The 11,587-nt window shown below is 60.7% G+C and carries 12 protein-coding genes and 1 pseudogene; 10 read left to right on the forward strand and 3 right to left on the reverse strand.

Going from position 1 to position 11,587, the window contains the following annotated elements:
* Nucleotides 1–47: 47 nt before the first annotated feature.
* The 3 genes from ACFQT0_RS21570 to ACFQT0_RS21580 all read left to right on the forward strand — a co-directional run bounded on the left by ACFQT0_RS21570 (nt 48) and on the right by ACFQT0_RS21580 (nt 2,486).
* Nucleotides 48–1,205: a hypothetical protein gene (locus ACFQT0_RS21570; RefSeq protein ID WP_380205154.1), complete on the forward strand. Its 1,158-nt coding sequence runs from the start codon at nt 48–50 to the stop codon at nt 1,203–1,205.
* Nucleotides 1,124–1,657 carry a T9SS type A sorting domain-containing protein gene (locus tag ACFQT0_RS21575; protein ID WP_380205155.1) on the forward strand — a complete coding sequence of 178 codons (534 nt, stop codon included), beginning with the start codon at nt 1,124–1,126 and terminating at the stop codon, nt 1,655–1,657. Before ACFQT0_RS21570 ends, ACFQT0_RS21575 begins: the two co-directional genes overlap by 82 nt.
* A gap of 580 nt (nt 1,658–2,237) precedes the next feature.
* On the forward strand, nt 2,238–2,486 hold the full coding sequence (locus ACFQT0_RS21580; RefSeq protein ID WP_380205156.1) for a hypothetical protein: 249 nt from the start codon (nt 2,238–2,240) through the stop codon (nt 2,484–2,486).
* Between the two features lie 190 nt (nt 2,487–2,676).
* Here ACFQT0_RS21580 and ACFQT0_RS21585 read toward each other — a convergent pair whose 3' ends face one another.
* Entirely contained in the window at nt 2,677–3,366 is a 690-nt protein-coding gene (locus ACFQT0_RS21585) for a TIGR02117 family protein (RefSeq protein WP_380205157.1), read from the reverse strand.
* 342 nt (nt 3,367–3,708) lie between these two features.
* Between ACFQT0_RS21585 and ACFQT0_RS21590 the strand changes: the two genes are divergently transcribed.
* The 4 genes from ACFQT0_RS21590 to ACFQT0_RS21605 all read left to right on the forward strand — a co-directional run bounded on the left by ACFQT0_RS21590 (nt 3,709) and on the right by ACFQT0_RS21605 (nt 6,484).
* Complete coding sequence (locus ACFQT0_RS21590) at nt 3,709–4,470, forward strand: glycosyltransferase family 2 protein (protein ID WP_380205158.1); 762 nt, start codon at nt 3,709–3,711, stop codon at nt 4,468–4,470.
* Between the two features lie 22 nt (nt 4,471–4,492).
* Nucleotides 4,493–4,918 carry a hypothetical protein gene (locus ACFQT0_RS21595; RefSeq protein WP_380205159.1) on the forward strand — a complete coding sequence of 142 codons (426 nt, stop codon included), beginning with the start codon at nt 4,493–4,495 and terminating at the stop codon, nt 4,916–4,918.
* A gap of 103 nt (nt 4,919–5,021) precedes the next feature.
* Nucleotides 5,022–5,765 (forward strand): EcsC family protein, encoded by a 744-nt coding sequence (locus tag ACFQT0_RS21600; protein WP_380205160.1) that lies wholly within the window; start codon nt 5,022–5,024, stop codon nt 5,763–5,765.
* A gap of 173 nt (nt 5,766–5,938) precedes the next feature.
* Entirely contained in the window at nt 5,939–6,484 is a 546-nt protein-coding gene (locus ACFQT0_RS21605; RefSeq protein WP_380205161.1) for an REP-associated tyrosine transposase, read from the forward strand.
* Nucleotides 6,485–6,674: 190 nt separating this feature from the next.
* On the opposite strand, the gene ACFQT0_RS21610 is transcribed toward ACFQT0_RS21605, so the two are convergent.
* Nucleotides 6,675–7,349, reverse strand: coding sequence for a hypothetical protein (locus ACFQT0_RS21610; protein ID WP_380205162.1), 675 nt, complete (start codon nt 7,347–7,349; stop codon nt 6,675–6,677).
* A gap of 213 nt (nt 7,350–7,562) precedes the next feature.
* Nucleotides 7,563–9,851: pseudogene (locus tag ACFQT0_RS21615) on the reverse strand (aconitate hydratase).
* A gap of 396 nt (nt 9,852–10,247) precedes the next feature.
* Here ACFQT0_RS21615 and ACFQT0_RS21620 point away from each other — a divergent pair.
* From ACFQT0_RS21620 to ACFQT0_RS21630, 3 genes are read left to right on the forward strand one after another with little or no spacing between them, the layout of a single operon-like run.
* The gene (locus tag ACFQT0_RS21620) at nt 10,248–10,664 is read left to right on the forward strand and encodes a hypothetical protein (protein ID WP_380205163.1); all 417 of its coding nucleotides are present in this window, start codon (nt 10,248–10,250) and stop codon (nt 10,662–10,664) included.
* The gene (locus tag ACFQT0_RS21625; RefSeq protein WP_380205164.1) at nt 10,664–11,428 is read left to right on the forward strand and encodes a peroxiredoxin family protein; all 765 of its coding nucleotides are present in this window, start codon (nt 10,664–10,666) and stop codon (nt 11,426–11,428) included. The genes ACFQT0_RS21620 and ACFQT0_RS21625 overlap by 1 nt, the downstream gene beginning before the upstream one ends.
* Nucleotides 11,394–11,543 (forward strand): hypothetical protein, encoded by a 150-nt coding sequence (locus ACFQT0_RS21630; protein ID WP_380205165.1) that lies wholly within the window; start codon nt 11,394–11,396, stop codon nt 11,541–11,543. Before ACFQT0_RS21625 ends, ACFQT0_RS21630 begins: the two co-directional genes overlap by 35 nt.
* Nucleotides 11,544–11,587: the final 44 nt, after the last annotated feature.

Below are 11,587 nucleotides of genomic sequence, written 5' to 3' on the forward strand. Positions count from 1 at the left end.
GGCGGCGCTGGTGCGCTGGCAGTTTCCGCATTTCACAGCAGGCTCAAGTGGCCGCGCAGCTGCGCCAATCGGCCGACAACATCGATGCCCTGCCCGCCAACGCGGCCTGGGTGGGGCGCCTGGGCACTGGCTGCCTCAACGTGCAGAAGGCCCTGAGCAGCGGCAACAGCCAGGAGGCGCGTGTGGTAGCCAGCACCTTTGCCCCTATGCGTAGCGTTTACCTTCCCGGCGATACCGTGCGCCTGGCGGTGGACGTGCAAAACCTGCTGCAGCCCATTACCGGCCTCACGGTGTCGCTCACCTCGCTTTCGCCGTACGTCACGGTGCGCCAGGGCGCCTTTGTCGTGGGCAGCATGCTTACCCTTGGCCGCGCCAGCAACTCGACGGCCCCTTTCCGGCTGACTATTGCCCAGAGCGGCATCCCGCTCAATACTACCGTTACGCTGCGCTACCGCCTCTCGGCCAGCGGCGGCTACCAGTACGACCAGTTTGTGAACATCGTGGTGAACCCCGATTATGTGGTGCTCGACGCCAACGACCTGGCCGTGACGATGACCAGCCGCGGCAACCTGGCCTTCGATAACCTGGCGGGCACGGTGGGCACCGGCGTCACGTACCGCAACAGCGGCAACATTCTGAGCGAGGGCGGCCTGATACTGGCCACCAGCGCCACCCGCGTATCGGACCGCCTGCGCACCAAAAACGGGCAGGCCCGGCAATCGTTTTTCAGCACCAGCCAGGCCGTGCGCACGCAGCCCGGCCCCCGGGCCGACCAGGAAGCCCGGGCCACGTTCCAGGACACCATCCCAGTGGCTGGCAGCCGCATCCGGAGCGTGGGAGTAGGCGTGCGCCAGCGGGCCTACGCCTGGGCCAAGCCCGGGCGGCGCGATTTTGTGGTGCTGGAGTACACGCTTAAGAACCTGACCGCCGACACCCTGAAGCCCCTCTACGCGGGCCTGTTTATGGACTGGGACGTGCCCACCCCCGACGGTGCCGCTCGCAACAGCGCCGACTGGGACCCGACCCACGACCTGGGCTACTGCTATGCCCTTGGGCAGCAGCCTGCCACCCCTTGCCGGCCATTTACGCCGGCGTGCAACTGCTGCGCGGCGGCTCCGCTACCGTGTATTCCATCGACAACGCCGCCCCTGCCGGCACCGACGTACGCCTGGGCGATGGCTTCTCTCCGGCTGAAAAATTCCTGACATTAAGCAGTGGCACTACCAAGGCAAGCGCGGGCCTGGGCTCCGGCACCGATGTATCGCAGGTAGTAGGCGCCCGTCTGGCCAAACTGGCCCCCGGCGATTCTACGGTCGTGACCTTCGCCATGATGTCGGCTTCCTCCTTGGCACAGCTGCAGGCGGCTGCCGAAGCCGCGAGCATCGCCTACGCCACGCTGCTGCCAACACGGGCCGCTGCCAAGGCCGCGGGCTTCAATGTGTTTCCCAACCCTACCAATGGTCCTTTGCAGTTAGAACTCCCGGCCCAATTTGGGCTGCGGCAGGTGCAGGTTATCAACACCATGGGCCAGGTAGTGCTGCAGCAAGCCGGCAGCAGCTTGGTCAGCCTGAATTTAGCTGGCCTCGCGGCCGGGCTGTACACGGTGCGGGCCCAAGGCTCGGCCGGTGTACTCACCCGAGCGGTCGTAGTGCGCTAACTAGGCTAACCCAATAGGCCGTCATGCTGAGCCTATTTGGATAAGCTCTAAGGTCAGCAAATCTGCCGCAGTGGCCCAATGGTATACAGTGCCGAGCGAATGGCCAAGCCGACTTTTTGGCCTGGCCATTCGCTTTTTGACGACGCTGCCAGCCGCACCAGTTGACGGCCCAAGCGAGTTTTTAGCTAATCGGGCGCGTTCATGAGTTGCTGGTCGATGGCAGTGCCCGCAGACAGGCGCAGTTGGGCTTGTCCGGCCGGCGCCCCCGCGGGTATGGAGCAGCTGAACAAGGGCAGGCTCGTGCGTGGTTAGTTGGGTGACCGTAATAAAATAGTGGAAGGATGCAGGCATAAGGCAGTTCCCGCGTCTATACTGACGCAATAAGGTTGTCGATTGCCAATTTATTTAGTAAATTGTTTTCTGGACCACTTGGAATCTGCATCTTTTAGTCACCGCATGCCGAAACAACCCACCGGATAGTTATGTTATATTAAAGCAATTGAATCTATTCTCCCTAAAAAAGACAAGAAGTTTTTATTTCTAATCTTTTTAGTTTAGCTCAAGTTTTGTAACTTTGGTTATGTCAAAAGTAAAGCTCCCTACGCCCCTGCCCCTGCAGCAATTTGCCCGTTGCGTGAACGATGCGCAACGCCCGACCGACTACGTAGGCGACTGGCCCGAGGCCGGCCGCGTGTACGCCGTGCGCGTATTGCCGCACGTTCGCACTGGCCAGCCCCAGGTGCACGTCCTTGGTTTTTACGCCGAGCGTCCCTACGGTGCTTTTGCCGCCCACCGCTTTGAGCAAGTGGCGGATGTGTGGCTGAATTAAGCCCTATGGGCCGTCGGCACGATGGTTTCACCCGTTTTGGCCCCGTTGGCGTAGCAGCCGGCGGGGCCGGTTTGTTTTTGGGCTGTATTGAGCGACAATTGAACGCGCCTTGGCGCGTTCAATTGTCGCTCAATACCGTTGTAAGGTCTGGCGTTCTTCGTTTAGACGCCGAACGCGCCAAGGCGCGTTCCTACTTGCCGTACTGATAAAAAATTCCGGAATCGGACGGGGTCCAAAGGCAGGCCTTTTGGCCGCAGGCTTTGAGAGCGTCGTTGGTCCAGGTGTTGCAGGTGTAGATGAAGCTGTAGACGCGGTGGGCTTCGTAGAAAGCATCGTCGCGGCCGTAGCTGTGGCCCTTGATGTGCTGGGTGCGGCCGGCCGCGTCGTAGCGGAAGCTGGCTTTGATGTACGCAATGAGGCGGGCGTACTCGGCCTTGCTCAGGTAAAGGGGCACGGTATCGGGGCCGGGCACCAAGCTGTGCAGGTAGGTGGTGTGCATGGCCGAGGTGCCCAGCCAAAACGCCGCCACTAGCGCCGTGCTCACCTTGAGGTCGGCCCAGGTGGGCGTGTCGAGGTAAAACCCCTTGTCGCCCCAGCCGAAGGCGATGTAGCGCAGGGTGGTGTCGCCCGAGGGAATATTACTGTATGGCAGCGGCTGGCTCCAGTCCATCTGGGGGTTTTTGACGGGCACCACAATGTCGGTGTGCACGCCGTTGGTGTGCAGGTACACCAGCACGTCGGGCGAGGCATTGGGGTCGGCTTTCTCTACGGGAATGCGCGAGAGCACAAACGCCGCCGACAAGTACAGGCCCGCCACGCCAACGAGGGCACCAGCCGCGTAGCCGAGCGGCTTTAGCACCTTGCGAATGAGAGAAGGCATTTGGCAAACAAATGGATGGTGGGCATTGAATTAAGGCAGCTATCGGAGAAATAAGCGCTGCCATGGGCAGCAGGCACCGGCTGTACGTGTGGCGCCGCTTTTAGGTCAAGGTGAGCCGGTGGGTAAGACAAGTCGCCGTAAAAAACCTCGTAACGAGCCGGCTGTGCCCGGTCGGTGCAGTTGGCAACTGCTAGCCCAAGCGGCGACCGGGGCAAGCAACAGCTCAATTTCGCGGGAATTTGCTGCCGGCGTGCCTGGCTTCCAGTTGAGCCAGCAGCGGCGGCCAGCTCAATTTGCCCACCGTCGGCAACTTTTTGGGCGGATAAGCCGAACAAGCAGGCCATGCACTTTGCCATCATCACCCCCACCCACCAGCGCCGGGCCCTGCTGCCCGAAGCCGTGGCCAGCGTCCGGGCCAGCGTCAGCGCCCCGCTCGACTTCTCCTTCGAACACCTGATTTACGACAACGGCTCGCGCGATGGCACGGCGGCCTACCTGCGCGATGCCGCCACCCAGCCCGGCCCGCCGCTGCGCCACTGGCACCACCCGGGCCGGCAGCTCGCGGGCCTGGCCCGCAACCAGCTCATCCAGGAAGCCGACCCTGAGGCATGGGTGGTACCGCTCGACGACGACGACATCATGCTGCAGCGCACCCTACACCACTACGCCGCTCAAATCAACGCGCACCCAGGCCAGCCGTGGTTTGTAGCCGATTTCCTGCGCGTAGACGAGCACGGCCGCTACCTACCCAACGAAGATTACTACGCCTGGCAGTTCGACACGCCCACCGATATGCTGCGTGCCATCTTCCGGGCCGAGCATTTCATCCAGGGCAACGTGTGCTACAGCCGCGCTTTCATCGACCAAGTGGGTGGCTACGACGGCGAGCTGGCTATGGCCGAAGACCTGGATTTGTACGTGCGCTTCCTGCTGGCGGGGCAGCTGCCGGTGTTGTGTCCGCACATCAGCCACCTGCACCGCTTTCATGCCAGCAACGTGAGCATTGGGGTAGACGCCGCGAAGCACAACGCCGATTTGCGGGTGATTTACCAGAAGTACGGAGCGCAGCTGCAGGCCCTGGGCATCGAGGAGCCGGGGAAGTAGGCCGCGCCCTATTTTTGGGCTTATGTCCGCTCCCACGCCTGCCCCTGCGCCCGAAGAAGTATACAGCATCCCGGCCTCGTACCGCAAGATGGAGAACAGCCACATCCTGTTCTGGCTGGTGAAGGACATCGCCTGGTGCATGATTTGGCGGCCGCTCGGCATGCTCATGGTGGTACCCACACTGGGCATTGCTCTGGTCATTGCCTGGCGCACGCGAGCCTACAAGTCGGAGCTGGCCCACAACCTGGCCATCGTGTTCTGGATTACGGCCAACTCCTACTGGATGACCAGCGAGTTTTTCGGGTTCGATACTGTGCAGGTGCTGCCCCACGTCACGGGCAAGCACCTGGCGCTGGTGCCGTTCCTGATTGGGCTGGGCATTTTGCTCTACTACTACCTGGTGCAGAAGCCCCGCGAAAGCCGGGCCGGTGAGGTGCCCACACTGTAGCTCGCCGCGCGGGCCGGCGCAGCCACGGGGTTGAGCCATCGCGCCCCACCAACGTTGCGCGGGCGGCCGTCGTAGCTTAGGAGCATCCATCATTATCCCCGCCATGACTTCGGAGGAACAGCAAGCCTACGCCGAGATGCAAGCCTGGCAGCAGCAGATGCAGCGGCCGCCTTCGTTTATGAACCGCTTCACCCGGCGGGTGCAGGTTCGGCTCAACGCCTTGCTGCCCGAGCGGGTGCACCAGGCCATCACGGCGGCCATCAAGCAAATGGTGCGCGGCGTACTATTCGGCTCCACGCACACCACGCGCAAGCCCCTGGCCAATGCCACGCTCGCCGAGCGGGAAGCCTTCGTGCGCACCCGCATTCGCTACTACCGCAACACGGCATCGGCCGAGGGCGCCGTAACGGGCGCGGGCGGCTTCCTGCTCGGCCTCGCCGATTTTCCGTTGCTGCTGGGCATCAAGCTCAAGCTGCTCTTCGACATTGCGGCGCTCTACGGCTACGACGTGCGCGACTACACCGAGCGGCTGTACCTGCTGCACATTTTCCAGCTGGCCTTCAGCAGCCAGCACACCCGCAACGAAACCTACCACCACCTCGCCACCTGGGACTCCTACCGCCACACTCTGCCCACCGACGTGAACCAGTTCGACTGGCGTACCCTGCAGCAGGAATACCGCGACTACATCGACATCGCCAAAATGGCTCAACTGCTGCCCATCATCGGCGCGCCGGTGGGCGCCATCGCCAACTACCGCCTCATCGAGCAGCTCGGCGAAATGGCCATGAACTGCTACCGCATGCGGCACTTTGCGGCTCAGGATGCGCAGCAGCTGCCTACCTAGTGTAGAAGGCGTGCGCTAGCTCGCCTAGCTCTTTCGGAGTTGCACTCCGAAAGCTGCCTGCTGGGGGCTTGCAGCCCCCGCCTACCCCACAAAATCTGCCGCATTCGGAATATAACTTCGCACGTGCCATAAGGGAGCAAAGACTCTATTCACATAAGCCAGCACTTGGGAGCATGGGCCTGAAAAATCAAATTTTCCCTGACCACGTCTACTTTCTAACTCTGACGGTGGTTGACTGGGTCGATGTATTCACCCGGCCTGCTTATCGTCATATCATTGTGGATGCCTTACGCTATTGCCAACAGCACAAAGACCTTGAGCTCTATGCGTGGTGCTTGATGAGCAACCATCTGCACCTAATTGCTAGCTCCCCTCCGGAGAAGCACCTTTCCGACATCCTGCGCGATTTCAAGCGCCATACCAGCAAAGCCATTACCACTGCTATCCAGTGCGACCCCGAAAGTCGTCGCCAGTGGATGCTACACCGCTTCGTTTATAATGCCAGTACCAGCACAAAAAGTGAAACGTTTAAATTCTGGCAGGATGGTAGTGAGGCCAAAGAATTAATGAGTCGGGATTTCACCCTGCAAAAACTGAATTACCTCCACCAAAACCCTGTGCGTGCCGAACTGGTAGCCGAAGCTGAACATTACCTGTATAGCTCTGCCTCCAACTACGCAGACCAAGGCGGCTTGCTAGAAGTGTTGTTCCTCGGCTGAAAGTAAGTTAGTTGTAAGCTAAGCTCTTTCGGAGTTGCACTCCGAAAGCCACTTGCTGCGGAGTTACACTCCGCCCGGCTGGCGGAAATCGTTCAACGATTGGGGACTACAAGTCCCCAGCAGTCCGGCTTTCGGAGTACAACTCCGAAAGAGCTTGAAGTTCCAGAAGAGTAAAAGCGGCAATAAACATTTAACCGTTGGCCGCGGCAGTTGCAATCATGGTTGAGAATATTTTCACGCCGCTGGTTTTTTCCTGTTCTAACGCCTGTTTTAATCGTTCAGATACGCATATGCCGCAGCCGACAAGGTAAAACAAATCCAAGCTTAGGTCGAAATGGGGCGCTAGCACAATGCGTTCCGGTAAAGCGAGAGGGTCAGGTCTTTTTATGTACTCTTCTTTGGTTGAGAATACACATCGTTGCTTATTATTTAGTATATCACTGCCCGTATAGTACGTCGAACGCGGAAAATCAATAAAGTCCATCCACAGTGGTTGGATAAATGCCAACGCGTACTCGTTCAATCCCTGCGGGTCGGGGTCGAGCGCAACGGGAAACACATGCGTGATTCGGATGTGAAAGGTGGATAACAAGGACAGTGTTGTTCTCTTCACCAAAAAAGGACACCACGTCAAACTCGGTCCAAATGATAGAACGTCTGTCAACTTGGCGCGGGGCAGGACGCGGAGACAGGTAATGGTCATGGCCTTGGCTTCGTCGCTTAAGGGAACTTCCGTTCCATTGAAAAGAACGGGCCGAATGGCGCTTAAAAAGACCTCGTCGCAGATTTCCACTTGCATGATACCGTTGCGAACCCCGATGATTTTGGGGTCCGAGGGAAGACGTAGCTCATAGTATCCAGCCATGGCAATGTTTATTTTTTTGCTGAATCAGCACTTTACCTCCCCTGTCAACAAAACTTAATCAAGGGTTAATTTTTCAAGTTCGGGGGCATGAATTCCCAGCTAGCAGCTTTCGAAATACAACCCTGAAAAAGCATTATTATCCGAACACAATCAAAACGGCCGCCCCAGAATCCTGGGGCGGCCGTTGCTACTTAAGCGGCTAGAGCAGCAGAATTACTTCTGCGACAGCTGAGCGCCGCTGGCTTCCTTCAAGCGAATCAGGTTCAGGGCCGAGCCGGCTTTGAACCACTCAATCTGGCCTTCGTTGTAGGTGTGGTTGAGGGTGATGAGGTCGGTGTCGCCGTCGGTGTGGTGCAGGCGGGCCTGCAGGGGCTGACCGGGGTGAAGTTGGTCAGGCCGAGGATGTCGATGGTGTCGCCTTCCTCAATCAGGTCGTAGTCGGCCTTGTTGGCGAAGGTGAGGCCCAGCATGCCCTGCTTTTTCAGGTTGGTTTCGTGAATGCGGGCGAAGCTCTTCACAATCACGGCGCGCACGCCGAGGTGGCGGGGCTCCATGGCGGCGTGCTCGCGCGAGCTGCCTTCGCCGTAGTTCTCATCGCCCACCACGACCGTGCCGATGCCGATGCTCTTGTAGCCGCGGGCGGCCTGGGGCACGGTGGTGTAGCCGTCGCCCTGGGTCGAGAAGTCACGCACCTCGTTGGCCTTGCCGTTGAAGGCGTTGGTGGCCCCGATGAGCATGTTGTTGGAGATGTTGTCCAAGTGGCCGCGGTATTTCAGCCACGGGCCGGCCATCGAAATATGGTCGGTGGTGCACTTGCCCTGGGCCTTGATGAGCAGGCGCAGACCCAGCAGGTCGGTGCCTTCCCACGCCTTGAAGGGCTCGAGCAGTTCGAGGCGGTCAGAAGTTGGGCTAACCAACACCTGCACGCTGCTGCCATCGGCGGCAGGCGCCTGGAAGCCGGCATCCTCCACGGCAAAGCCGCGGGGGCATCTCCACACCCACTGGCTCATCGAACTTCACGGGGCCGTTGGTGCCGGGCAAGGTGTCAGTGAGGGGGTTGAAGGTCAGGTCGCCGGCAATGGCGAAGGCCGTCACGATTTCGGGCGAAGCCACAAACGCGTGGGTGTTGGGGTTGCCGTCGTTGCGCTTGGCAAAGTTGCGGTTGAAGCTCGTGATGATGGAGTTCTTGCGCTTGGGGTCGTCGGTGTGGCGGGCCCACTGGCCGATGCACGGGCCGCAGGCATTGGCCAGCACCACGCCGCCCATCTGTGAGAAGGTGTCGAGGAGGCCGTCGCGGGCCACGGTGTAGCGCACCAGCTCCGAGCCGGGCGTGATGGTGAACTCGGCGTTTACCGTCAGGCCTTTCGTCACGGCCTGCTTGGCGATGGAGGCGGCGCGGGTGATGTCTTCGTAGCTCGAGTTGGTGCAGGAGCCGATGAGGCCTACTTCCAGCTTGGCGGGCCAGCCGTGCTCTTTCACGGCGGCGGCAAACTCCGAGATGGGCCAGGCGGCGTCCGGGGTGAACGGGCCGTTCACGTAGGGCTCCAGCGTGTTCAGGTCAATTTCGATGAGCTGGTCGTAGAAGCGCTCGGGCTGAGCGTAGACCTCGTCGTCGGCGCGCAGGTGCTGGCGCACGGCGGCGGCGGCTTCGGCGATGTCGGCGCGGCCGGTGCCGCGCAGGTAGTCGCCCATTTTCTCGTCGTAGGAGAATACCGAGGTCGTGGCCCCGATTTCAGCGCCCATGTTGCAAATAGTGCCTTTGCCGGTAGCCGAGAGGCTTTCGGCACCATCGCCGAAATACTCCACGATGGCGCCGGTGCCACCTTTCACGGTCAGGATGCCGGCCACCTTCAGAATCACGTCTTTGGCCGAAGTCCAGCCGTTCATTTTGCCGGTCAGCTTCACGCCAATCACCTTGGGGAATTTCAGCTCCCAGGCCATGCCGGCCATTACGTCCACGGCATCGGCGCCGCCTACGCCAATGGCAATCATGCCCAGGCCGCCTGCGTTGGGGGTGTGCGAGTCGGTGCCAATCATCATGCCGCCGGGGAAGGCGTAGTTCTCGAGCACTACCTGGTGGATAATGCCGGCACCGGGCTTCCAGAAGCCGATGCCGTACTTATTCGATACCGAGGCCAGGAAGTCGTAGACTTCCTTGTTTTCGGTGTTGGCTTCGGCCAGGTCGGGCGTGGCGCCGTCTTTGGCCTGGATGAGGTGGTCGCAGTGCACGGTGCTGGGCACGGCGGCCGTGGGCTTGCCGGCCTGCATGAACTGGAGCAGCGCCATCTGGGCGGTGGCGTCCTGCATGGCCACCCGGTCGGGGGCGAAATCGACGTAGGAAACGCCGCGCTCGTAGGCATGCTTTACTTCGCCCCCATAGAGGTGGGCGTAGAGGATTTTCTCGGTGAGGGTGAGCGGGCGCGCCACCGCGGCGCGGGCCGCTTCGATGCGGGAACCCATGCCGGCGTACACGGCGCGAATCATTTCCAGGTCGAAAGCCATAGGATGCGTAGTAAGAAAGTGTGTTGGTGCAAATGTAGTACCTGTGCCAGGTTGTACCTAGTTAGAATAGAGGAATGCGTATTCTGACGAAGTACTGTCAGGGCTAACGTTAAAATTTGCAGTGGCGTTGGGCTGTGGCCCAAGTGCTGAGGCCCAAAGGCAACGCTGGCAGCGGCCAGCCCAACGAAAGCCCCACTGCGACCCGACAGCCCGCGTACCGCATTCGTACACAATTCTTTCGGCTTGGAATCTCAGGAACCGGGCTTCCAGAAATTGCCGGCTTGAGCTGAAAAGGCAAAAACGCCCGGTAGGATGCCCGCCAACTTAAGCACCCCGGTAGTGGTTGTGAGGCGCTGTTGGCGCTGCCAACTTTCCGTTCGCACTTTTGCATCACTTATGAATACGTTCTCCCTCCGCGTGCTGGCCACCACGGCCGCCGGCCTGAGCCTGCTGGCCAGCTGCGACTCCAACAAAAAAGAAACCGCCGAAACCAGCCCGGCTGATACCAGTGCCACCCCTCCCGCCGGCCTCAAGCCGGGCCATTGGGAAGGCTTCGTGAAGGCCCAGGACAAGGCCATCAGCTTCGCTTTCGACGTGGCCATGGAAAACGGCAAGCCCGTGGTTTACCTCATAAACAAGGGCCTGAACGGCGAGGAGCGCCTGCGCTGCGACGAAGTCTCGGCGGCCGGCGACTCGGCCACCATCCGCCTGCACGTGTTCGACGCGGCGCTGGTGGTGCGGGCCGATGGCGAGAACAAGGTCAGCGGCGCCTGGGTGAAGTATGACACCCCGAGCCCTACCGCCTGCCCGTGATGGCCACCTTCGGCCAACGGTCCCTGCCCACGGCCGGCCCCCAAACGCCGGACTACACCGGCACCTGGCGCGTTACCTTCCGGGAAGACGACGGCAACACCTACCCCGCGGTGGGCGTCTTCAAGCAGCAGGGCGCCGCGCTCACGGGCACCTTCCTCACCACCACCGGCGACTACCGCTACCTTTCCGGCGCGGTGCTGCCCGAGGGCATGGGCCTGTCCACGTTCGACGGCAACCACGGCTACCTGTTCCAAGCCGCCAAGCAGCCCAACGGCACCCTCAAAGGCGAATTCTACAGTGGCAAAAGCGGCCACGAAACCTGGACGGCCGTGCTCGACCCCAAAGCCAAACTCCCCGACGCCGACACCCTCACCTACCTCAAGAAGGGCGAGTCGCGGCTCAACTTCAAGTTTCCCAGCATCTTCGAAGGCGGTGTGGTAGAGCCCACCGGCCCCAAGTACCGCGGCAAGGTGGTGGTCATTCAGCTGCTGGGCTCGTGGTGCCCCAACTGCATGGACGAAACTGCCTTCCTGGCCCCGTGGTACGACAAAAACAAGGGCCGCGGCGTCGAGGTCATCGGCCTGGGCTACGAGCGTAGCCCCGAATATGCCAAAGCCTCGGCCCGGCTGCGCAACCTGCGCGAGCGGTACAACATCAACTACGAGCCTGGCCGTGGCCGGGGTCTCCAACAAGGATTCGGCGGCCAAGTCGCTGCCGCAGCTGGCCAAGGTGCTGGCCTTCCCGACCACCATTTTCCTAGATAAAAAAGGCAACGTGCGGAAGATTCACACCGGGTTTGCCGGGCCGGGCACGGGCAAATACTACGAAGAAGAAATTGCCGGCTTCAACCGGGAAGTGGACAAGCTGCTCAAGGAGTAGCCTCCGCGAAGGCGACCAGATAAACCAAGGGTAAACCCTCAGTA

The sequence above is a fragment of the Hymenobacter humi genome (assembly GCF_042665855.1).
Lineage (GTDB): Bacteria > Bacteroidota > Bacteroidia > Cytophagales > Hymenobacteraceae > Hymenobacter > Hymenobacter humi.